Below are 22,185 nucleotides of genomic sequence, written 5' to 3' on the forward strand. Positions count from 1 at the left end.
GTTATGGTGATTCACCGACAAGGGTTTTTCCTTGTTGTATCCTTAAACAACTTCACTGGTAATTCCTGAAAACCTTAAAACTACAAGGACTGGCATACGCTTTAACACTTTTTCGGCCCCGAACCTACCATTTACCAGTAGAAGTTTCCTGAAGGAAACCGGCTTTTAATTGGTTCTAAGGCGAATTTAACCGTAAAACAACCTGCAGGCATTTGGTTTCTGAAAAATAAAATTGCTATTTCCGGCAGCAAAAAAAGTATTTCTATGAAAATAGGCATTGTTTGTTACCCTACCTATGGCGGCAGTGGCGTTGTGGCAACCGAATTGGGTAAAGCACTGGCACAAAAAGGTCATAAGGTTCATTTTATCACGTACAGTCAGCCCGCGCGGCTCGATTTCTTTAACGAAAACCTCTTTTACCACGAAGTATACGTACCCGAATACCCGCTTTTCCAGTATCCGCCCTACGAACTGGCGCTGGCCAGCAAAATGGTGGACATTGTAAAGTTCGAAAAGCTCGATGTGCTGCACGTGCATTACGCCATTCCGCACGCTTCGGCGGCTTACATGGCCAAGCAGATCCTCAAGACCCAGAATATTCAGATCCCGGTAATTACCACCCTGCACGGCACCGATATTACACTGGTCGGAAAGGATGCTTCTTACGAGCCGGTGGTAACCTTCAGCATTAATCAGTCCGATGCAGTTACGGCCGTTTCCAGCGACCTGAAGACGGAAACTTACAAATACTTCCGGGTAGAAAAAGAAATTGAAGTAATTCCGAACTTTATAAACCTGGAACGCTTCCGCAAACAGCCCAAAGAACATTTCCGAGCTGCTATCAGTCCGTTCGGCGAAAAGCTGCTGGTGCATACCTCCAACTTCCGGGCCGTAAAACGCGTGGAAGACGTGATCCGGATCTTTAGCGAAGTTCGGAAATCGGTACCGAGCAAACTACTGCTAGTGGGCGACGGGCCGGAAAGACCAGGCATCGAAAAGCTTTGCCGCGACCTGCGCATCTGTCACGATGTGCGGTTCTTAGGCAAGTTGGAGGCGGTAGAGGAAGTATTATCCATTGCCGACCTGTTCCTGATGCCTTCCGAAAAAGAAAGCTTTGGTCTTGCCGCTTTGGAAGCGATGGCCTGCGAAGTGCCGGTAATTTCTTCGAACGCCGGCGGTATTCCGGAACTGAACGTGCAGGGTGTAACCGGTTTCCTGAGCAACGTAGGCGATGTAGCCGACATGGTGAAAAATGCCCTGTTTGTCCTCAAAGACGAAAACCTGCCCCGCTTTAAAGCTGCCGCCTTGGAACGCGCCCGCGATTTTGAAACGAGCAAAATTGTACCACTTTACGAGCAATGCTACCAGCGGGCCCTCGATTCGGTAGCCGCCCATTCGGCTTTGTAAGCACAAAACGATAGCATGTTCAGTTAAAAAAGTAAAGCCAGCTTCTTTCCGGAGGCTGGCTTTACTTTTTGTAATTGTTTTTACAATCAAATCCAATTATAATAAATAACAACAACGGTTTCAAATTGTTTAAACTTTTGTTATTTTAGCACCCACACCCTACCGAACTTAATATAGAAAATATGAAACTAAAGCTTACGTTGCTATTGCTTGGGATTTCCTGTAGCGTTTTCGGGCAAAGCCAAACCGTTGGAACCGCTAGCGCCACCTTAGATGTAACCAATATTAAGCCTACTATCCTTACCGGAGGCGATATGTTTCACGTGGGATCATCAGTTACATCTAATTTTAATCCGGGGTTTGAAGTACCGCGCGGAAGCGGCAAACATAGTTTTATCAGTGGTGCCCTCTGGATAGGCGGCCACGATGCCCAGAATTACCTTTATCTTTCTGCTCAAACCTACCGCCAGAGTAACCAGGTCGGGTTCTGGCCTGGACCCGTTGGCACGAATCATGATCCGGCACACAGTACTGCTTACGACAAAATCTGGAAGGTAAAAAAGGTGCAGATCCAATACCATATCCAGAACTTTAACACTCCGGGTTATTCCCCTCCCACGGATATTGCCACTTGGCCGGGCAATGGCAACACGGCTAACGGCGAGGCTGCGCAACTTGCTCCCTTTGTGGATGTAAATAACGACGGTATCTATTCCCCAGGCCAAGGCGATTATCCGGACATAAAAGGCGATCAGGCGCTTTACCAGATTCTGAACGATAAAGGTAATGTAAAAGCGCCATACACTTATCCTTTAGGCTACGAAGTTCACGTAATGCATTATGGCTTCGATGATGCTACCAACCGTCCGATCTTTAATACCCTGTTTTCCCAATACCGCATTGTTAACCGCGGCCAGGTCAGTTTACAAGACTTTTATGCCGGCATCTGGGCGGACTTTGACTTGGGTAACTGGGATGATGACTATGTGGGTTGTGACACCACGACCAACCGCTTTTTTGTTTATAACGGGGATAATAATGACGAGGACAAGACCTATACCAATGCGCAGGGTATACAAACAACAGCTTTCGGGTACGGCCTGAATCCGCCCGTGCAGTCGGTACAATTCCTTGACCAGACCTTAAGCAAATTTATATATTACAATAACTCCAACAACCCAACAAATGGAAACCCCAGTTCAGGTGTAGAATATTACAATTACCTGCGCGCAATCTGGCGAGACGGCAAACCCGTAACCTATGGTTACGATGGCACAAATCAGGCGCGACCATATACTTCTCACATGTTTCCCGGAACTCCCGGCAGCACTGGCTGGACCGAATCGAATCCGGTTCCCGGTTCTGCTACCAGCACCCCAAATACTCCGGGCGACAGAAGAGGCCTCGGCTCCATTGGTCCGTTTATTTTAAACCCAGGGCAGGAACTGAAATTTACCGTCGCTTACACCTTCAGCAAAGATCCAAATGCAACCAACAACATTCCGGTTGCGGCACAGGATGCGGTTGCCGTTCAAAATTTTTTCAATAATAACCTGCTGGCTTCTTCTAAACCAATACAGGTAAAAGAAACCCTGAAGCTCTACCCAAACCCGGCATCGGATCTGCTACAGATTCAACTGCCTAACCAGTTTGCGAACAAAGCGGCAAAAGTAGTAATTACCGACAATTTAGGCCGCAACGTTTTAGCTGCTAAAGTGCGTCAAGGAGAAAGTACGGTACACTTAAATATTGCTTCTTTAAGCAAAGGGATTTACCAGGTAAGCGTTACTTCCGAAAATCATACAGCAACCGGAAGACTGGTAAAACAGTAATCGCTTCAGCCCGAAAACCGTAGGCCGGCTTCTGATCGGAGGCTGGCTTTACTTTTAAAATGTATTTTGAACCAGAGTCAATTAAAAAATTACAACAACAATTTTCATTTGTTGAAACTTTTGTTATTTTTAACACCAATACATTCTGTATCTAACCCGGAAAACTATGAAACTAAAATTCACCTTGCTTTTACTGGGAATTTCCTTGGGAGCACTTGCCCAGGGAACCCAACCCCAAGGCACAGCAACCGCTACCATAGATGTAACGAACATGAATGCGACCATTCTTACCGGCGGCGATATGTTCCATGACCTTCAGACAACTAACCCTATGTGGGGTAGTTCAGGTGGTTATTACCAACAATATGAAGTTCCTCGGGGTAGCGGCAGGCACAGTATTTTTGCTGGTGCCTTATGGATTGGGGGGAAAGATGCTGGAGGCCAGCTTTATTCCTCATCTCAAATGTACCGTCAACGTGGGGATGTAGGTTACTGGCCTGGCCCTGTTTCAAACGCTCATACACCGAGCCACAATTCCGTTTATGATAAGATCTGGAAAGTAAGCAAAACGCAGATCCAAAATCATATTCAGAATTACAACAGCCCCGGCTATACGGCTCCGGCAGATATAGCTTCCTGGCCAGGCAACGGCAATACGACCAATGGCGAAGCTGCCCAGCTTGCTCCTTATGTGGATGTAAATCATGACGGGTTGTACTCTCCAAACCTGGGAGATTACCCGGATATCAAAGGAGATCAGGCACTTTACCTTATTTTAAATGATAAAGGCGGTACAAAGTCACCAGCATCTCCGTCAATGAATGCCGAAATTCACGTGATGTACTACGGCTTTGAAGATCCAACGAACCGGCCTCTCTATAATACGCTTTTCTCTCAGTACCGCATCATTAACCGAGGGCAAATTAATCTTCAGGATTTTTATGCTGGAATCTGGGTGGATTTTGATTTAGGCTTCTATAATGACGATTTCGTAGGCTGCGATACTCTAAATAACCGATTTTATGTTTATAATGGAGATAATGAAGATGAGGATACAGCTTACATTCCAAGTCATGGCTCCACTTGGCCTTGGCAGCTTTATTATGCAAACGGTTACGGCTTAAAACCACCTGTGCAATCTGTAATTTTCCTGGATCATAAAATGAGCCATTTTCTATATTACGACAACACTAGTAACCCTGTAAATGGAAACCCAAGCACCTCCCAGGATTACTACAATTATTTAAAAGCCTACTGGCGGAACAATACACCATTAACTTATGGTGGCTATGGCATGGATCAGCAAAATATTCCAGTTGCTTATATGTGGCCAGGAAACCCTGCTACTGGAGCAGGATGGTCAGAAGTAAACACTTTAACCAACCCTCCTCAAAATACTCCCCAAGATCGGAGAGGCATAGGTTCAATCGGTCCTTTCAATTTGCCCGCCGGTCAGGAACTCAAATTTACGGTAGCCTATACCTTCAGCCGCGATCCTAATGCCACCGATAACCTTCCGGTTGCTGCCCAGGATGCTGTAGCGGTTCAAAACTTCTTCCGCAATGGTTTACTTCCTTCCTCTAAACCTCTTCAGACAAAAGAAGTCCTGAAGCTCTACCCGAACCCCGCTTCAGACCTGCTTCAAGTTCAATTACCAACCAGGTTTAACAGCAAAGAAGCAAAAATTATAATTACTGACAATTTAGGCCGCACCGTTCTAGCTGCTAAAGTACATCAAGGAGAAAATACGGTGCACCTGAACATTGCTTCTTTAAGCAAAGGCATTTATCAGGTAAGCGTTACTTCCGAAAACCATACGGCCACCGGAAGGTTAGTGAAGCAGTAGTTGCTTTAGTAGGGAAACAGTAGCATTTTCAGCTAAAACAGTAAAGCCAGCTTCTGAACGGAGGCTGGCTTTAATTTTGATATGCTTAAATTAAAAAAATAACACCTAAGCCAGGCACTGTTTTAATTTTCATTTATCTTTAACACCAGAATCCCTGATCTCAAATTAACCTTAATGCAAAATCCGGATAAGATGAAAATAAAGTTTACCCTACTCCTTTTAGGTATTTCCTGCAGTGTTTTCGGGCAAAACCAGCCTGCTGGAACGGCCAGTGCAACGCTCGATGTAAGCAATATTAAACCTACCATTTTAACCGGGGGTGATATGTTTCATGTTGGGAATAATTATCCCACCAATTTTAGACCAGGCTTTGAAGTACCGCGAGGGAGTGGGAAACATAGCATAATGGCCGGCGCGCTCTGGATAGGTGGCGGTGCTTCTACCGGTAATCTTCACCTTTCCGCCCAAACCTACCGCCAGAATGGGCAGGTTGGCTATTGGCCAGGACCGGTTGCTACGAACCAAGCCACACAAAATACTACTTACGATAAGATCTGGAAGGTAAGTAAAACTCAGATCCAGAATCATATTCAGAACTACAACCGTCCGGGCTATACCATGCCAACGGATATTGCTACCTGGCCGGGTAATGGCAATACAGCAAATGGCGAAGCTGCCCGGCTTGCGCCCTTTATAGACATCAATAACGATGGCATTTACTCACCAAACCTTGGCGATTATCCAAACATAAAAGGCGATCAGGCGCTTTACCTGATCATGAATGACAAAGGGAATATTAAGAACCCCTATTCATTACCAATGAATGCAGAAATTCATGTAATGTACTATGGTTTCGATGATGCAACTAACCGGCCAATCTATAATACCCTATTTTCACAATACCGCATTATCAACCGGGGGCAAACAGATCTAGCTGGTGTTTATGCCGGAATATGGACTGACTTTGATTTAGGTAACCCCTTCGATGACTATGTGGGTTCAGACCCTGCTACCAACCGCTTTTTTGTGTATAATGGCGACAATAATGATAATGATACGACTTACAGTAAACAGGGCGTTTCATTAACCACCTTAGGATATGGATCAATCCCGCCTGTGCAATCGGTCCAATTCTTGGATAAGCCAATGAGCTATTTTATGACTTATGAAGACAGCCGTAATCCAACTAGTGGAAACCCAGAGCGCACTAATGAATATTATAATTACTTGCACGGGATCTGGAAAAATGGGCAAATCTTAACTTATGGTAATTATGGTAGTAATGGAGCCAATTCTCCAACCTCCTTTATGTACTCCGGGACACCGGGCGGAAGCGGCTGGACCGAATCAAACCTGCTTTCGGGTACAACTTATAATGCCAACCGTCCGGGTGACAGAAGAGGTGTAGGTTCCATCGGGCCGTTTGATTTATTTTCAGGGCAGGAACTAAGTTTTACCGTAGCGTACACCTTCAGCAAAGATCCTTCGGCAACCAACAACATTCCGGTAGCTGCCCAGGATGCGGTAGCCGTTCAAAATTTCTTCAACAACAACCTGCTCGCTTCTTCCAAACCTGTTCAGGTAAAAGAAACCTTAAAACTCTACCCAAACCCGGCATCAGACCTGCTTCTGATCCAACTCCCGGCTAAGTTTGCCGGCAAGGAAGCAGAAATTATCATTACAGATAATTTAGGCCGCAACGTTTTAAGCAGCAGCACCCGCTCCGTGAGCAGCAACCTGAACCTGAATATCGCTTCCTTAAGCAAAGGTATTTACCAGGTAAGCGTTACTTCTGAAAACCATAAGGCAACCGGAATACTGGTGAAGCAATAGTTGCTGCAAGCCGTAAACCGTAGAGCTCTTTCACCTAAAAAAGTAAAGCCAGCTTCCTATCAGGAGCTGGCTTTACTTTTTGAAACAGTATTTGAACCGATTAAAAAACCTGGTTTATTTCTTTTTTCATAATGGAAATAGCCCGCGCGGTAGGGTCGTTTTCCTGGGCGATGATGGTTTCCAGGATGCGTTTGGCCAGCTCAGTACCTTTGTTTTTGTCCTGCATTTCATGATACGACCGGTTGATGAGGGTTACCACGTTTTCCTTGGCGCTCTGGATCATTTCCCAGGTCTGGTCGGTCATGTAGATCTGCTGCGAAAGGTTGTGGTTGTATTCGTTACGGATGTCGTTGATGAGCATGCGGTGGTAATCGGAGGCGGTGTGGCCGCTGCTGCTTACCCGGATAAGCAGGTTGCTGGGCGTAATGCGTTCCAGGAAAAGCGTCATGCGTTCGTAGGCTTGCAGGCGGATCGGGAGCACGGTTTCGGCATTCTTCATCCGGAGTTCCAGCAGGCGGAGTTTGTAGTCGCGGTCCACGTATTTCTTTACCAGGAAGAACATGCCTGCCAATAATAAGGCTGCCGGCAGGATAATTTTGAGCAAATCGAATAAGAGTTCGGTAGTGGTCATTCAGCTTAGATTTTTAGCGTTCTAAATATCGGCATTTTTTTGAAATCATTTGCCTGCCATTAACGTTTTACGAAAGTACGACACCAGATTTTTTACGGAATATATTTGCTATTTTTACGCACCAAAATTTTAGATTATGGAAACTACCTCAATAAAAAAAGCACCGATCACCATTACCGAAAAAGCGCTTGCCGAAGTAAAAGTGATCATGAAAGATAAAAATGTACCGGAAGGCTATGGCCTGCGCATTGGCGTACAGGGCGGCGGCTGCTCGGGCATGTCTTACCTGTTAGGCTTCGACAAGCCGAAAGAAGCCGACGAAACCTTTGACCTGGAAGGCGTTACCCTGATTATGGATAAAAAGCACGGCATGTACGTAATGGGCATGGAAGTGGATTTTCAGGACGGCCTGAACGCCCGCGGCTTTACCTTCAACAACCCCCAGGCGAAAAGCACCTGCGGCTGCGGCAGCTCTTTCTCCGCCTAAGCAGTAACGCTATTCTTAAAACAAAAAAAAGTCCGCTTCGGTTAACCCGGGCGGACTTTTTATTTAATACGATTTCGGCGAATTTTCCGGGACTACCAGCACAAAGTCGGCTTTCTTTCGGTTTTCCTTTTCCAGCTTCTTAAGGTCTTTCTGGGTAACGTTAGAGATAGTGGCAATTTTAAGGTCGGGCTTTAGTTGTTTCAGGTACCAGTAAATGCCTTCGAAATTATCGGAATGGTAGGAACCGTTGAAATGCAGGAACTTCTGCCCCGGTTGCCAGTTAGCCAGAATAAAATAGGCCATCGTGGCATCTTTCAGGGCCTGGGCCGCTACCATTTGCCGGCCTTTCTCTCCTTCGCTGTGCGAACCGCCAAACATGTTCAGCATATTTTTATAGCCCGGTAATTCATAATCTACCGCGTAAGGCAGCGGCGCCATCAGTTTCCGGGCTTCCGGGCTGAAATTCTGTAGCGATTCTACCCCGAAATTAGCCACCGCTGCCGCATAGCGCCGCGGTACATTGGTCGCCACCACTTTCAGGCTGTTCTCCTTCGCAAAATTCACCAAAGGCTTGTAATCGGAGCCATAATTGGGCCAGGGCCGCGATTCTGCCTCAAAGTTCCGCTCCGGGATCTTTCCCGACAGATATTCATCCAGTACCAGTTGCACGTCGGTTTCGAACATTTCCATGCCCAGAACCAGGTTATTACCCTGGGTTTTAAACAGCCCTCGGGTTACCTCCAGCTGCAGCCCATGAGCCACCGAATCGTTATGCTGTTCGCCAAACAGAATCACGTCGGCTTTCGCCAGTTCCTGCAGCATTTTATCTTTATCGGTTGCTTTGCCTTCGGAAGTGAATAACCGGTAAGCAGGTTTATCTTTCATAGCCAGTAGCAGGAACAAAAATGGCAGGAAGGTAAATAAGCGTTTCATGGTTTGGGAGAATCCGGTTGCAGTTTGAATGGTCTTTTGCATTTCATAGCAGGCAGGTTAACCACCCCCAACCCCTCCTTGAAAAAAGGAGGGGAGCTTTTTGGTTTCTGCTTCTTTTTGACTTTTTGAGCTTAAAAACTTACGGTTTGCTATTAACACGTAATCTAAAATTCAGCAGTACAGCAGCTCCCCTCCTTTTCAAGGAGGGGTTGGGGGTGGTTGCCGTCAATTTAATCATTTACAGCTGAGCGCTACGGTTTCCGTTGACTAAAGTCAACGGAAATAGATACAACAAAAACAGAAATTTGAATTCTCCTTTTAAGAATCTTGCTATCCATTGCCGTTGACTTTAGTCAACGGGATTTCGGCATTGGGACCGGGGGTGGTTACCGCGTTAGCTATGAAAACGAGGGTCCTATTTAAAGCTACAGTTTAGCTATTAAGCAGAATTACCCCTTATAAAATAACCACTTGCTCAGTTCGCGGTAGTTTACTTTTTTACCGTACATCAGAATGCCTACGCGGTAAATGCGGCCGGCCAGCCAAACGGTACCGATAAAGCCTAAAACCAGCAAAGCCATGGAAAGTGCCAGTTGCCAGCCGGGTACGCCGAACGGAAGCCTCAGCATCATGGAAATGGGCGACGTAAACGGTATGATCGACATCCAGAAAGCTACCGGGCCATCGGGGTTTTTCATAATTACGGTTTGCGCCACAATAAACGACATGATGAGCGGAATCGTGATCGGAAGCATGAACTGCTGGGTATCGGTTTCGTTGTCTACCGCCGAGCCGATGGCTCCGAACAAGGCGCCGTACAATAAATAACCGCCCAGGAAATAAAAGAGAAAGCAACCCAGCAGCAAGGGCACGTTCAGGTTATCCAGCGCGCTCATGATCTTGTTCATTTCCTGTGCCTTTTCCGCCTGGCCCGCGTCCTGCATGGTTTCCATGGTCTGGCTTATCTGCTTATCCGAAAAGCGGTCGGTCTGGAAACGGCTGGAAAGGAGCGTTACCACGGCAAACGAAAGCGTGATCCAGAGCAGGAACTGGGTTAAACCCACGGCGGCTATGCCCAGGATCTTCCCCATCATCAGCTGGAAAGGCTTCACCGAAGAAATGACCACTTCCACGATCCGGTTCGTTTTTTCCTCGATTACCCCGCGCATGATCTGCACGCCGTAAATAAAAATGAACATGTAGATCAGGATCGCACCCACGTAACCGGCTCCGGACGTAACGGCCGCGTTGCTGCTTTTCTCGTCGCCGTCCTTCAGGTTCACCGTGTTGATGTCGATGTCGGTTTTTATTTTATCGAGGACGGCTTTATCTACGCCCGAACGGGCAAATTTCTGCTCTTCGATCTCTGATTTCAGCATGCGCTCCAGGTTCAGTTGCGTGCTCAGGCTGGTGTTTTCCTGGGAGAAGAGTTTAATGCCTTGCGGATTGTCGAGGTCGAGTTTCGGAATGTAAAGCAGCGAACTGTTCTCGTTTTCGGTTACCCTTTTCTTGGCGGTTTCCAGCGGTTCCTGCACATAATGGAATTTCAGTTCGCCTTTGTCCTGCAGTTTTCCAGCAAAAAAACCGCTTTCGTCCAGCACTTCAATGGTTTCTTCGCCGTCGGACGAAACGGTGGCCAACCAAACGGGTACAATGATCATGGCCGCCATTAGCAGCGGGCCAACGAAAGTCATGATAATAAAACTTTTCTTCCGCACGCGGGTCAGGTACTCGCGTTGAACAATAAGCCAGATCTTATGCATTTACTTTTTCGGTTACAGTTTGAATGAAGATTTCGTTAATACTCGGCACCTTTTCCTTAAAGGCATGGATTTCCACCCGCTCCAGCATGTAGCGCAACAGCACGTTCGGGCTCTGGTTATCCAGAATTTGTACAATGGCATGGAAAAAACCGTGATGCTCGCGCTGCTCCAGTACTTTGAAATCGGGCGAAGCCAGTAGCAATTTGCCTTTGCCTTCTACCAGGAACGTGTTGGTTTTATAGGAATCGCGGATGGTTTTTACCGGGCCGTCGAGCACTTTTTTAGATTTGTTGATGAGGGCAATGTTGTCGCAAAGCTCTTCTACCGATTCCATGCGGTGAGTAGAAAAAATAATGGTGCTGCCTTTTTCCCGAAGTTCCAGGATCTGGTCTTTGATCAGATTGGCGTTTATCGGGTCAAAACCCGAAAAGGGCTCGTCGAGAATAATGAGTTCGGGCTCGTGCAAAACGGTGGCGATGAACTGCACTTTTTGCTGCATGCCCTTGCTCAAGTCTTCGATGTTTTTCCCAACCCAGCTCCGAAGCTCCATTTTATCGATCCAGCTTTTGATGCGGGCAGTAGCATCGGCCTTACTCAAACCTTTAAGCTGGGCCAGGTACAGTAGCTGCTCCCCTACTTTCATTTTTTTATACAAGCCGCGCTCTTCCGGCAAATAACCCATCCGGTTGATGTGCTCCGGCTTCAGTCTTTCGCCTTTGAACAGGATCTCGCCGGTATCGGCGCCCGTAATCTGGGTAATAATGCGGATAAGCGAGGTTTTACCGGCACCGTTCGGACCTAATAAACCAAAAATGCTTTTCTCGGGAATTTCAAAACTGACGTGATCGAGCGCCAGGTGGCTGGCATAACTTTTACTGACATCTTTAATCTGCAACATACTTTTTGTGCGGGAAACGGTATGGTTTTAATTGTAAAACTACGGGTTTTCGGCTGTAAAACAACGGGAATAATTCACAATAACTATACTTCCGGCACAGCACCTGCTAGTCAATAATCCCAGGCTGCAATCCTACGCGTGGCATCACAACAAAGCAACTGGACATTAATTATCCAATCGCTACCCTTACATAAATATTGTTATCTTGCATCTGCAAACAACTTATAGCGTACCCTCAATTCCTGATTTAAATGCAGAAATACTTATTCTTCGCTCTGATAATTCTCACCTTAGGTTGCAAAAAAGAACAGGACGAAATTAAACCCCAACCAGATTTACAACCAGAACCTGTTCCGCTTTTCCTGAAACCTGAAAAGTACCTGATGCCCTATATGCTTTATGCCAACTGGACGATGTACAGCTCAGAAATGCCGATCGTTACATTAGAGTATGATGCTAGAGGAAATGTAATTAAACGAAATGGTGGTCTTCTCCCGATAAACCCTAATTCTGGATATGATGGTATTTACAGCCCCGGCGTTTATGAAGAAGTAAAGTATTTTCAAAATGAAATTTTAATTACTCAGGCAGATACTTTTAAAAATTTAAATGTCTATCCAAACCCGAAAAGAATCTTTTTGGATCAACAGAACCGGATTCAAAAAACAATTAAAGAAACTACCATTTACAACACTTCCTACGATACTGTATTTTACTATTATACCGGCGATAAACTTACTTCAACCGTTTATCCCAAATATCCTGCTACCTTAACCAAGCACTTCATTTACAACCATGCTGGAAACTTGATCCAAACGAATGCAATTTATTTCAACAAGTATCTAAACGATACCATGTATACTGAAACAGAAACTTTTACAAATTACGATAACGCCCCGAACCCGCTTAAACGCTTGGGTATTTTCGATGAATTATTCTATCGTTCTTTGTCTCAGAATAATTTCCGTAGTTACTCCTTTGTCAGGATTGATAAATATGGATATATAATGAAAAGTAATAACCGAAACTGGCAGTTTAAGTACGACAGCAGTGGCAACATTATTCTCTATGAATAGTTACAATCTTTAGCAACTATTGGCTACAGCAACTCTCTTTCTTAAACAATGAGCAGTAATTTATTCATCAGGATTATATTTCTTCCCTTCCTTCTCTTCAATATTACATTCGCCTTTGCTCAAAAACATAAGCCGGAAGATTTCGGTTACCGGTTTGTGCAAACGCTTTACAAAAAGGATACTGTTAACCTGGTAATTGTTTCGAAAAAGGGCGAAGCGATGAAAAAGAAACCGGTAATTCTGTTCGAGAAAGGTTCATTGCCAATACCGCTTATAATTGAAGACGACCGGGGCTTTTTCCCCATCATGCCGTTCGACACTAAAATTTTCACCGAAGATTATCACCTTGTTTTCATCAGTAAGCCCGGCGTACCGGTAAGGTATCCGGCGCATGAATTAAGTCCGCGCATGGAATACAACGATCCGAAAACCGGTCTTGTACCGCAATTTTACCAGGAACGCAACCACCTCGATTATTATGTAAGCCGCGATGTCCAGATCCTGAAATTTCTGAAAAAGCAGCCCTGGGTAGATAAAAATAAAATGGTAATTGCCGGGCATTCCGAAGGCGGTACGATTATGGCCAAACTTGCTACCGTTTCCAAAGACGTAACGCACGTAATCAGTTCCGGCCAGAACCCTTTCGGGCAAATGGCCACCATCATGGCCCAAACCCGCGCTTACGACGATTCGGCAGGAACGTATGCCAACGCCCAGTTCGAATTCTGGGAAAAGCTGGTTAATAAATCGCCTGACATTCCCTTTCCGGCCGGCTACAACCTCGAGCAGCAGTACCGGTATCAGTACGGGTTCAGCCTGCCGGCAATCGATTACTTTAAGCGCATAAAAGTACCCGTACTGGTAAGTTATGGCACCAAAGATAATTGTGCGCTCTATAACGATTACATGCGCATTACCATGATCCGGGAGCAGAAAAAGAATTTCACCTTTTTGCCCTATATTGGTTTAGAGCACAATTACTTTAAACTGGATGAACAGGGAAAAGCAATTCCGGATAATGTTGGCTGGAATAATGCGGCTAAAGATTGGAAGGCGTGGCTGGAAAAGCAGTAAGCGGCTGAACTTCTTTGACTGGAGGCCTATCATTTACGTAAGAAGAAATTGCTCCGCAAGTATTCCAGGCGATTATTAATGTAACCTTAAATTAAACGTATGAAAGCACTTATCTTATTGGGTACATTAAAGAAAACAGGCTTATCGAATACCGAAACCTTGTCGGAGTTTTTTGCGGAACATTTAAAAAAGCAGAATATAGCCTGTAAAATCATTAAACTGGTAGCTTATAATATCCTGCCGGGTACGTACAGCGACATGGGAAAGGATGACGACTGGCCCAAAATTCTGGAACAGATCCTGGCTGCTGATATCCTTATTTTTGCCACGCCTATCTGGTGGAACAACCAGTCTTCAGAAATACAGCGGGTAATAGAAAGGCTCGATGAATTGCACGATGAAATTCTGGCCGGCAAAAAATCGAAGCTCGAAGGCAAAGCGGGCGGCATTATTATTACCGGCGACTCGGATGGCGCCCAGCACATTATTGCCAACATCAGCAATTTCTACAATGCCATCGGCATTAACTTCCCGGCTTACGCCACACTATCGGTTTTATGGGAAAAGCAGGCAAAGGGTGTGAAAACCTCCCGCGAAGAACTCATGGAAAAATACCGGAAAGACTACGAAAAAACGGCCGAAACCATGGTGAAGCAACTTATGCAGTTTGCCGGCCTGCCCAAACCGGAATAAGTTTCCAACAGAATTAATCTTTACTTTTTACGGCCCAAACCCTACCTATTTCCCAAAAAGAAAAAGCCGTGCCGAAGTACATCGGAACGGCTTTTTAACAAACAATTAAAACAGGGGAAACAAATTCTTACTGAAAATACTCTTTCACTTTCTCGAAGAAGCCTTTTTCGTTCTTACCCGGGTTTGGGGTGAAGTTGTCAGAATTCCGGAGTTTCTCAAGCGTTTCTTTTTCGGAGTTGCTCAGGTTCTTCGGGGTCCATACGTTGATGTACACCAGTTGGTCGCCTTTGCCGTAGCCGTTCAGGTCTTTAATGCCTTTGCCGCGCAAACGGAGGATCTCGCCGCTTTGCGTGCCCGCTTTCAGGCTGATCTTGGCTTTTCCTTCGATGGTTGGCACTTCGATGTTGGCGCCTAAAGCCGCATCCACGAAGCTGATGTACTGGTCGTAAACCACGTTGTTGCCGTCGCGCTTCAGGAACTGGTGCGGTTCTTCTTCTACCTGGATCAGCAGGTCTCCCGGAATGCCGCCGCGCTCCGGCACGTTGCCTTTACCGCTCATGGAAAGCTGCATGCCGTCGGCTACACCGGCCGGAATGTTTATCGGAATTACTTCCTCTTTCAGTTCGCGTCCTTCGCCGTGGCAAACATCGCACTTCTGGGTAACTATTTTACCTTCGCCGTGGCAGGTTGGGCAGGTTGCCGTGCTCACCATCTGGCCCAGCATGGTATTTACCACTTTCCGTACCTGGCCGGAGCCCTGGCAGGAAGTACAGTTTTGCAGGGATGCGCCGTTCTTCGAACCGTTGCCATCGCACGCATGGCAGGCTACGTAGCGTTTCACCTTGATCTTTTTCTCTACGCCGTTGGCTACCTCTTCCAGGTTCAGCTTCAGCTTAATCCGTAAGTTCGAACCTTTGCGTACGCGCCGGCCACCGCGTTGCTGACCGCCGCCAAAGAAATCGCCGAAGCCGCCACCGCCAAAAATATCGCCGAACTGGGAGAAAATATCCTCCATGTTCATGTGGCCGCCGCCATAGCCGCCGCCGTTGCCCATACCCTGATGACCGAAACGGTCGTAGCGGGCCTTTTTCTCCTGGTTGCTCAGTACTTCGTACGCTTCAGCAGCCTCTTTAAATTTATCTTCCGCTGTGTGGTCGTCCGGGTTTTTGTCCGGGTGGTATTTAATGGCAATTTTGCGGTAGGCTTTTTTAATTTCCTCCGCACTTGCCTCCCGGGTAACGCCTAACACATCGTAATAATCTCTCTTTGCCATTTTTTATGCTCCAATAATAACTTTTGCGAAGCGGATAACTTTGTCGTTCAGGTAATAGCCTTTTTCGATCTCGTCCACTATTTTACCTTTCATATCATCGCCCGCCGGGGTTTGGGTAATCGCTTCGTGCAGGTCCGCATCGAAGGGCTGACCGGTAGCCTCCATAGGTTTAAGGCCTTTTTGCTGCAAAACGTTCGTTAATTTATTGAAAATCAGCTCCAAACCTTCTTTCACAGCGTTAATATCGGTAGCCGTTTCAATGGCAGCCTTGGCGCGGTCCAGATCATCCATAACCGGTAGCAAGGCCAGCATCATGTCCTGGTTAGCTGATTTAATGAGGTCCTGACGCTCTTTGGCCGTACGACGGCGGAAGTTGTCGAATTCAGAATAAAGGCGCAGGTACTTGTCCTTCATCTCGCTTAATTCTTCTTCCGTTTTAGAAAGCGCATCGTTTGGCACGTCCGGCATCTGATGATCGGCCGGAACGGCGGTTTCCTGCTCGTTTTCCGTAGCGTTTTGAGCCGTAGTTTCCTCAGGAGCAGGATTTTGTTCCTTCTCCGAATCGTGGGATTTATGTTCTTTTCCGGATTTCATACCTGTAATTATCTGTTTAGACTTGCTTGCCAGCCTATCAATTAATTTGCCAAACCGCTTTGCTGACATTCTGACACAAGGTTTTAATTAATAATGAATAATTAACAATTAATAATTGAAAATGGCTCCCCGAACCCTATTTTCGCCTTCAGACTTTTCCAGCTGAAGCAGTAGCGTTTTCAGCGAAAAGCAAATACGATCTACCAGGATTGTCATTCCGGAGTAAATGTTGATGCAGACGCCTGGCAATCACAAGATTCTTTCAGAATGACAGGTGAATGACAACTGTATGTTAGGGTAATGTAAGACTGAAAAAAAACAATTAACAATTAACAATTAGCAATCAACCATTAAACAATTTAACCATTAAGCGCCTGCCAGATCATGTCTTTCAGCTGGGTGATGTTTTTCTGGGTAAGGCTGGATATAAAAACGGTCGGGATATCGGTTGGTAAAGTTTGCCGCATTTCCGCTTCCAGCTCCTCATCGATCAGGTCGGATTTGGTAACGGCCAGCAGGCGTTTTTTATCCAGTAATTCCGGGTTGAAGGTTTCCAGTTCGTTGAGCAGAATGCGGTACTCTTCGGCAATATCCGGGCTGTCGGCGGCGATCATGAATAGCAGGATCGAGTTTCGCTCAATATGCTTCAGGAACCGGATTCCTAACCCTCTGCCTTCCGAAGCGCCTTCAATAATACCCGGAATATCAGCCATCACGAAGGATTTATAATCGCGGTATGCTACTACGCCCAGATTTGGCACCAGCGTGGTGAATGGATAATTGGCAATTTTAGGTTTCGCTGCTGATACCACTGAAAGCAACGTAGATTTTCCGGCATTCGGGAAACCCACCAAACCAACGTCGGCCAGTAATTTCAACTCTAAAATAACCCATTCTTCGATGCCGGGTTCGCCTGGTTGGGCATAACGCGGCGTCTGGTTGGTGGGCGATTTAAAGTGGGCGTTGCCTAAACCGCCGCGGCCGCCGGGCGTAAGAATAATTTCCTGTCCGTCTTCAATTATTTCAGCCATCTGCTCACCGGATTCCGCATCGCGGGCAATGGTGCCGATAGGTACTTCCAGAATAATGTCTTTGCCCTGGGCGCCGGTGCTGTGGCTGGCGCTGCCGTTTTCGCCGTTTCCGGCAATTACGTGCTTCTGGTACTGCAGGTGCAGCAAGGTCCAGAGTTGGGAGTTACCGCGTAAAATAATGTGGCCGCCGCGGCCGCCGTCGCCGCCATCGGGTCCGCCTTTGGCGTTCTTTTTATCGCGGTGCAAGTGGGCAGAACCCGCTCCGCCGTGACCGGAACGGGAGCAGATCTTTACGTAGTCGATGAAATTTGAACCTGACACGTTTCTATAATTTAAAGATAAGTGAAAGCCGGTTCCGCCTTACGGCAAAACCGGCTCCCGGTAAGTTTTTCGGCCTTAAAGCGTACGGTTTTGCAGCTTTGGCCAAAATATGATTAAGCTTTCGCTTTGGTTAAATGCCGGTCGATAATGGCACAGGTATTATTGAAGATCTCCTCGATCTCGCCAATGCCATTTACAGAGAAGAATTTTCCCTGCTGCTCGTAGTAATTGGCTACCTGGGCAGTTTTGGTATTATATTCCTGTACCCGTTTCCGGATCAGTTCTTCGTTCTGATCGTCGGGGCGGCCGGAGGTTTTGCCGCGAAGCAGCAAGCGTTTGATCAGTTCCCCTTCTTCTACCTGCAGGGCAATCATGCAGGTAATGGCAGTGCTGTTTTCTTCCATCAAGCGGTCCAGCCCTTCGGCCTGCGGCACGGTGCGCGGAAAACCATCGAAAATGAAACCGCCGGCTTTTTTATTTTCCTTTAGTTTGTTGTCGATCATGCCAATTACCACTTCGTCCGGCACTAAAAGGCCGTTGTCCATGAGCGCTTTGGCTTTTAAACCCAGTTCGGTGCCCGCCGCAATTTCGGACCGGAGCAGATCTCCGGTGGAGAGGTGAACGAGGTTGTATTTATCTATCAGTTTCTGGCTTTGAGTGCCTTTGCCGGCGCCCGGAGGGCCAAATAATACGAGGTTAAGCATGCTTTCTTCGTGAAAATAAAGAGCAAAAATAAGAATTTATTGGCGGAAAGCTGTTATTCTTACAAAAATATTCTGCTGCTATGAAAACCAGGTTGTTTTTTATCTCTCTTGCTCTCTTCAGTACCCAAGCCTTTGCCCAGACCGAATCTTCTCCCCCACAAGAGAAAGAATCTTTGGAGTATCACCCTTATGTACCCGCCTGGAAAAGACCCTTTAAGCCTGAACCGGTAAATAATACGGCCATCCGGATGGAGAAAAATGCAAAAGCCCATATAGCAGCTTTTAAAGACGGGGTGCTGCTGGTACGCCTGCGGACCTCCGAAATTGCCATTAAGAAACTTGAAGATTCCGGCAACAAGCAAATGGCAGCTTCGGTGCGCCAACAGCGCGAAAAAGATAACCAGAAGCTGGCAGCAGCCTTCCGCAAGCACTTTACCTTTTGCCCGGTTTACTTCTTTTACAGCTACGACTCCGAAAAAGTGAAAGCCGGCCAGTTTACCGGGATCATGCTCGACCACAATCTGAAGCCCGATTCTTCCATTCTGCCGCCGGATAAAAAAATTTATATTTCAGAAATTACCGAGCTGGAACAATATCGCCAGCAACCCGACCTTCCCCAGGAAAGCAACAACCCGGAAGTTTCCTTTAAAGCGCTGGTGATCCGCGACGGGAAATTTCACCAGTTGGCCAAACCGTTTCCGTATTTCATAAAAGCTTCTACCAACATTCCACCGCGCAAGCGTTCGGAAACCGAAATGGTAATGCTTTTAGATAAAAACCTGCAGGACTATTACAAAGCGACCAACAAAACTTCTAAATAACCTTGTAAATGTCTTTCAAGTTGCGGCCCAGGCCGTTGTAATCGAGGCCGTAACCTACTACAAAATCGTTCGGGATGCTGCGGCCTACGTACTTCACCGCAATATCGTGCTGCAGGCATTCCGGCTTTTGCAGCAAGGTGGCCACTTCGATGGAGGCAGGTTGCTGGGCTCCCAGGGTCTGAAACAAGGTTACAACGGTATTCCCGGTATCTACAATGTCTTCCAGAATTACCACGTGGCGGTCTTTAATACTTTCTTTTAAACCCAGCAATTCCTTTACCTGACCGGTGGAACTGGTGTTTTCGTAAGAGGCTACTTTTACAAAGGAAATTTCACAGGGAATAGAAACTTCTTTCAGCAGATCGGCGGCAAACATAAACGAACCATTCAGAATAGCGATAAAAATGGGTCTTTGGGCGGCATAATCGGCGTTCAGCTGTTCGGCTACCTGGCGGATGCCGGCTAAGATCTCGGCTTCGGTTAAATACAGGCTAAAAGATTTGTCGTGAATGGTAACGGTTTGCAGGGCCATTTTTGTAGGGTTTTCCGGGCTTATGATTTAACGAGTACCAAAAGTAATACAAAATAAAAAGAAGAAGCTCTTTTCGCCGGAAAAGAGCTTCTTCTTTTTAAAGGTAAATCCTGTTTATTTCTTTGCTTATTTCTTAGCCATCGAAAGGTAGTGCGTATTGGCTTTTTCTGTCGGTTTATTTTGTTTAAACGCCTCCGGAGCAGCTTCATTGGTTTGAATTTCGATCCGGCGGTCGTGCACTTTGGTAGTATCGGCAATGTGAGGGGCAATTACCAGCGAAACGATGGACATCAGCTTAATGAGAATGTTCATACTCGGACCGGAAGTATCTTTGAACGGATCGCCCACGGTATCGCCGGTTACGGACGCTTTATGCGCGTCGGAGCCTTTGTATTCCATTTTACCGTTTATCATTACGCCTTTTTCAAACGATTTCTTCGCGTTATCCCAGGCGCCGCCGGCATTGGCCTGGAACATGGCCATCAGTACGCCGGAAACCGTGACCCCGGCCAGTAAACCGCCCAAAATTTCGGCCGAAGAAGTATAGGCAAAAACGCCTTTCAAGCCGAAACCAACGATAACCGGCACAACTAAGGCAATAGCGCCCGGCAGCATCATTTCCCGAATGGCAGCCTGGGTAGAAATAGCCACGCATTTTTCGTATTCCGGTTTGCCCGTTCCTTCCATAATGCCCGGAATTTCGCGGAACTGGCGGCGTACCTCGTGCACCATAGCCATGGCCGCGCGGCCTACCGCCGCAATGGCCAGCGCCGAGAAGATAAACGGTATCATGGCGCCCACAAAAAGTCCGGCCAGTACGGGAGCTTTGTAAATGTTAATGGCATCGATGCCCGCAATTCCTACGAAAGCCGCAAATAAAGCCAGGGACGTTAAGGCCGCCGAAGCGATCGCAAAGCCTTTACCGGTGGCAGCTGTGGTGTTTCCTACGGCGTCCAGGATATCGGTTCTTTCGCGCACTTCCTTCGGCAATTCGCTCATTTCAGCAATACCGCCGGCGTTATCGGCAATCGGCCCGAACGCATCGATGGCTAATTGCATGGCGGTGGTGGCCATCATTCCGGCAGCAGCAATGGCTACGCCGTACAAACCGGCCAACGCATACGAAAGTACAATACCTACGGCCAGTACAATAATCGGCAATACCGTAGACTCCATGCCCACGGCCAGGCCGCCAATTACGGTGGTGGCGTGGCCGGTTGAACTTTGCTGCACAATGCTGTTAACCGGACGTTTGCCCATGGCCGTATAATATTCGGTGATTATACTCATGAGTGCCCCCACGATCAGGCCAACGATCACGGCATAGAAAACTTCGCTGGCCGTAAATACAAAGCCCCGCATTTCCATGGTTTCCGGCAGCATCCAGTGAATGATGAAATAAGAGCCAATGGCCGTGAGAATTACCGAAACCCAATTTCCTAAATTCAGCGCGCCTTGCACATTGCCTCCCTCCTTCACTTTCACGAACAATACGCCAATGATGGAGAAAACAATGCCTATGCCGCCAATAACCATTGGCAGGAGTACCGGAGAAATTCCGCCGAAGTTATCTTTTGCAATAATTTCCCGCCCTAAAACCATGGTAGCCAGCATCGTAGCCACGTAAGAACCAAATAAATCCGCGCCCATGCCCGCTACGTCGCCTACGTTATCGCCTACGTTATCGGCAATGGTGGCAGGGTTTCTTGGATCGTCTTCCGGAATACCGGCTTCCACTTTTCCTACTAAATCCGCGCCTACGTCGGCTGCTTTGGTGTAGATGCCGCCGCCTACGCGGGCAAAAAGCGCAATACTTTCCGCGCCCAGCGAGAAACCGGTAAGCACTTCCAGGGCCCGTTCCATTTCAATGCCATTCACATTGGCGCCGGTGCTTTGCACAAAGTAATAGTAAAGCACAATGAACAGGGAACCCAAACCCAGAATGGCCAGACCGGCCACGCCCATGCCCATTACCGAACCGCCGGTAAACGACACGTTCAGCGCCCGGGAAAGGCTGGTACGCGCGGCCTGGGCCGTGCGCACGTTGGCTTTGGTAGCAATGCGCATGCCGATAAACCCGGCCAGGGCCGAGAAAACTGCTCCCATTACAAAAGCCAGCGCAATGGTCCAGTGCGATTTTTCGCCGCTGTGACCCAGATACGCCAGAAGCAAGCCGGCTATAATTACAAAATAGCTGAGCACTTTATACTCGGCCTTTAAAAAAGCCATAGCGCCGTCGGCAATGTGCCGGGCAATGGTCTGCATTTTCTCATCGCCGGCCTCCTGCCTGGTAACCCAGGCAGACTTTACGGCGGTGTACAACAGCGCCAGGATTCCGAGCGCCGGGACAGCGTAAACAATTTCTTCCATTTAAAAATTTTTAGAGCGTGATGATGAATTGATTTTATTCGCTCTAATATAGAATTTTCTAAATGA

19 protein-coding genes are annotated in these 22,185 nt (G+C 47.1%); 9 read left to right on the forward strand and 10 right to left on the reverse strand.

Features of this window, described 5'->3' with window-relative positions; all coding sequences use genetic code 11:
- Positions 1-264: 264 nt before the first annotated feature.
- The 4 genes from bshA (at position 265) to F0P94_RS15710 (ending at position 6,918) form a co-directional block, all read left to right on the forward strand.
- On the forward strand, positions 265-1,407 hold the full coding sequence (gene bshA / locus F0P94_RS15695; protein WP_150904862.1) for an N-acetyl-alpha-D-glucosaminyl L-malate synthase BshA: 1,143 nt from the start codon (positions 265-267) through the stop codon (positions 1,405-1,407).
- Positions 1,408-1,589: 182 nt separating this feature from the next.
- Positions 1,590-3,239, forward strand: coding sequence for a T9SS type A sorting domain-containing protein (locus F0P94_RS15700; protein WP_150904863.1), 1,650 nt, complete (start codon positions 1,590-1,592; stop codon positions 3,237-3,239).
- Between the two features lie 166 nt (positions 3,240-3,405).
- Complete coding sequence (locus F0P94_RS15705) at positions 3,406-5,085, forward strand: T9SS type A sorting domain-containing protein (RefSeq protein ID WP_150904864.1); 1,680 nt, start codon at positions 3,406-3,408, stop codon at positions 5,083-5,085.
- A 192-nt stretch (positions 5,086-5,277) separates the two neighbouring features.
- Entirely contained in the window at positions 5,278-6,918 is a 1,641-nt protein-coding gene (locus tag F0P94_RS15710; RefSeq protein WP_191907067.1) for a T9SS type A sorting domain-containing protein, read from the forward strand.
- Positions 6,919-7,018: 100 nt separating this feature from the next.
- Here the strand turns inward: F0P94_RS15710 and F0P94_RS15715 are convergent, their stop codons facing one another.
- Positions 7,019-7,549 carry a DUF7935 family protein gene (locus F0P94_RS15715; RefSeq protein ID WP_150904866.1) on the reverse strand — a complete coding sequence of 177 codons (531 nt, stop codon included), beginning with the start codon at positions 7,547-7,549 and terminating at the stop codon, positions 7,019-7,021.
- A gap of 136 nt (positions 7,550-7,685) precedes the next feature.
- Here F0P94_RS15715 and F0P94_RS15720 point away from each other — a divergent pair, with 136 nt between their 5' ends.
- The gene (locus F0P94_RS15720) at positions 7,686-8,036 is read left to right on the forward strand and encodes a HesB/IscA family protein (protein ID WP_150904867.1); all 351 of its coding nucleotides are present in this window, start codon (positions 7,686-7,688) and stop codon (positions 8,034-8,036) included.
- Positions 8,037-8,099: 63 nt separating this feature from the next.
- Here the strand turns inward: F0P94_RS15720 and F0P94_RS15725 are convergent, their stop codons facing one another.
- The 3 genes from F0P94_RS15725 to F0P94_RS15735 form a co-directional block, all read right to left on the reverse strand.
- On the reverse strand, positions 8,100-9,011 hold the full coding sequence (locus tag F0P94_RS15725; protein ID WP_225307245.1) for a ChaN family lipoprotein: 912 nt from the start codon (positions 9,009-9,011) through the stop codon (positions 8,100-8,102).
- A 407-nt stretch (positions 9,012-9,418) separates the two neighbouring features.
- Complete coding sequence (locus F0P94_RS15730) at positions 9,419-10,732, reverse strand: ABC transporter permease (RefSeq protein WP_150904868.1); 1,314 nt, start codon at positions 10,730-10,732, stop codon at positions 9,419-9,421.
- Positions 10,725-11,630, reverse strand: coding sequence for an ABC transporter ATP-binding protein (locus F0P94_RS15735; RefSeq protein ID WP_150904869.1), 906 nt, complete (start codon positions 11,628-11,630; stop codon positions 10,725-10,727). The genes F0P94_RS15730 and F0P94_RS15735 overlap by 8 nt, the downstream gene beginning before the upstream one ends.
- Before the next feature lie 251 nt (positions 11,631-11,881).
- Here F0P94_RS15735 and F0P94_RS15740 point away from each other — a divergent pair, with 251 nt between their 5' ends.
- The 3 genes from F0P94_RS15740 (at position 11,882) to F0P94_RS15750 (ending at position 14,473) form a co-directional block, all read left to right on the forward strand.
- Positions 11,882-12,706: a hypothetical protein gene (locus tag F0P94_RS15740; RefSeq protein ID WP_150904870.1), complete on the forward strand. Its 825-nt coding sequence runs from the start codon at positions 11,882-11,884 to the stop codon at positions 12,704-12,706.
- A gap of 48 nt (positions 12,707-12,754) precedes the next feature.
- Complete coding sequence (locus tag F0P94_RS15745; protein ID WP_150904871.1) at positions 12,755-13,780, forward strand: alpha/beta hydrolase family protein; 1,026 nt, start codon at positions 12,755-12,757, stop codon at positions 13,778-13,780.
- A 99-nt stretch (positions 13,781-13,879) separates the two neighbouring features.
- Complete coding sequence (locus F0P94_RS15750) at positions 13,880-14,473, forward strand: flavodoxin family protein (protein WP_150904872.1); 594 nt, start codon at positions 13,880-13,882, stop codon at positions 14,471-14,473.
- A gap of 127 nt (positions 14,474-14,600) precedes the next feature.
- Here the strand turns inward: F0P94_RS15750 and dnaJ are convergent, their stop codons facing one another.
- The 4 genes from dnaJ to F0P94_RS15770 form a co-directional block, all read right to left on the reverse strand.
- A complete protein-coding gene (gene dnaJ, locus F0P94_RS15755; RefSeq protein WP_150904873.1) occupies positions 14,601-15,746 on the reverse strand; it encodes a molecular chaperone DnaJ in 1,146 nt (381 codons plus the stop codon).
- A gap of 3 nt (positions 15,747-15,749) precedes the next feature.
- Positions 15,750-16,340, reverse strand: coding sequence for a nucleotide exchange factor GrpE (locus tag F0P94_RS15760; protein WP_150904874.1), 591 nt, complete (start codon positions 16,338-16,340; stop codon positions 15,750-15,752).
- Positions 16,341-16,699: 359 nt separating this feature from the next.
- Positions 16,700-17,692, reverse strand: a complete 993-nt coding sequence (gene obgE, locus F0P94_RS15765) for a GTPase ObgE (RefSeq protein WP_150904875.1) — start codon at positions 17,690-17,692, stop codon at positions 16,700-16,702.
- Between the two features lie 113 nt (positions 17,693-17,805).
- Positions 17,806-18,396 carry an adenylate kinase gene (locus tag F0P94_RS15770; RefSeq protein WP_150904876.1) on the reverse strand — a complete coding sequence of 197 codons (591 nt, stop codon included), beginning with the start codon at positions 18,394-18,396 and terminating at the stop codon, positions 17,806-17,808.
- Between the two features lie 80 nt (positions 18,397-18,476).
- Here F0P94_RS15770 and F0P94_RS15775 point away from each other — a divergent pair, with 80 nt between their 5' ends.
- The gene (locus tag F0P94_RS15775; protein ID WP_150904877.1) at positions 18,477-19,217 is read left to right on the forward strand and encodes a hypothetical protein; all 741 of its coding nucleotides are present in this window, start codon (positions 18,477-18,479) and stop codon (positions 19,215-19,217) included.
- Here the strand turns inward: F0P94_RS15775 and hpt are convergent.
- Both hpt and F0P94_RS15785 read right to left on the reverse strand, forming a co-directional pair.
- Positions 19,210-19,749, reverse strand: coding sequence for a hypoxanthine phosphoribosyltransferase (gene hpt, locus F0P94_RS15780; RefSeq protein WP_225307246.1), 540 nt, complete (start codon positions 19,747-19,749; stop codon positions 19,210-19,212). The two genes, F0P94_RS15775 and hpt, sit on opposite strands and share 8 nt — an antisense overlap.
- 126 nt (positions 19,750-19,875) lie before the next feature.
- Positions 19,876-22,119, reverse strand: coding sequence for a sodium-translocating pyrophosphatase (locus F0P94_RS15785; protein ID WP_150904878.1), 2,244 nt, complete (start codon positions 22,117-22,119; stop codon positions 19,876-19,878).
- Between the last annotated feature and the right edge of the window lie 66 nt (positions 22,120-22,185).

It is taken from the genome of Adhaeribacter soli (genome assembly GCF_008727925.1).
Classification (GTDB): Bacteria; Bacteroidota; Bacteroidia; order Cytophagales; family Hymenobacteraceae; genus Adhaeribacter_A; species Adhaeribacter_A soli.

Coding starts and splice junctions, on each gene's coding strand:
- F0P94_RS15740 (WP_150904870.1), top strand. CDS start 11,882: ATGCAGAAATACTTATTCTTCGCTCTGATAATTCTCACCTTAGGTTGC.
- F0P94_RS15720 (WP_150904867.1), top strand. CDS start 7,686: ATGGAAACTACCTCAATAAAAAAAGCACCGATCACCATTACCGAAAAA.
- dnaJ (WP_150904873.1), bottom strand. CDS start 15,746: ATGGCAAAGAGAGATTATTACGATGTGTTAGGCGTTACCCGGGAGGCA.
- F0P94_RS15700 (WP_150904863.1), top strand. CDS start 1,590: ATGAAACTAAAGCTTACGTTGCTATTGCTTGGGATTTCCTGTAGCGTT.
- F0P94_RS15770 (WP_150904876.1), bottom strand. CDS start 18,396: ATGCTTAACCTCGTATTATTTGGCCCTCCGGGCGCCGGCAAAGGCACT.
- F0P94_RS15785 (WP_150904878.1), bottom strand. CDS start 22,119: ATGGAAGAAATTGTTTACGCTGTCCCGGCGCTCGGAATCCTGGCGCTG.
- F0P94_RS15760 (WP_150904874.1), bottom strand. CDS start 16,340: ATGAAATCCGGAAAAGAACATAAATCCCACGATTCGGAGAAGGAACAA.
- F0P94_RS15725 (WP_225307245.1), bottom strand. CDS start 9,011: ATGCAAAAGACCATTCAAACTGCAACCGGATTCTCCCAAACCATGAAA.
- bshA (WP_150904862.1), top strand. CDS start 265: ATGAAAATAGGCATTGTTTGTTACCCTACCTATGGCGGCAGTGGCGTT.
- hpt (WP_225307246.1), bottom strand. CDS start 19,749: ATGGCCCTGCAAACCGTTACCATTCACGACAAATCTTTTAGCCTGTAT.
- F0P94_RS15710 (WP_191907067.1), top strand. CDS start 5,278: ATGAAAATAAAGTTTACCCTACTCCTTTTAGGTATTTCCTGCAGTGTT.
- F0P94_RS15775 (WP_150904877.1), top strand. CDS start 18,477: ATGAAAACCAGGTTGTTTTTTATCTCTCTTGCTCTCTTCAGTACCCAA.
- F0P94_RS15745 (WP_150904871.1), top strand. CDS start 12,755: ATGAGCAGTAATTTATTCATCAGGATTATATTTCTTCCCTTCCTTCTC.
- F0P94_RS15735 (WP_150904869.1), bottom strand. CDS start 11,630: ATGTTGCAGATTAAAGATGTCAGTAAAAGTTATGCCAGCCACCTGGCG.
- F0P94_RS15730 (WP_150904868.1), bottom strand. CDS start 10,732: ATGCATAAGATCTGGCTTATTGTTCAACGCGAGTACCTGACCCGCGTG.
- F0P94_RS15715 (WP_150904866.1), bottom strand. CDS start 7,549: ATGACCACTACCGAACTCTTATTCGATTTGCTCAAAATTATCCTGCCG.
- F0P94_RS15705 (WP_150904864.1), top strand. CDS start 3,406: ATGAAACTAAAATTCACCTTGCTTTTACTGGGAATTTCCTTGGGAGCA.
- F0P94_RS15750 (WP_150904872.1), top strand. CDS start 13,880: ATGAAAGCACTTATCTTATTGGGTACATTAAAGAAAACAGGCTTATCG.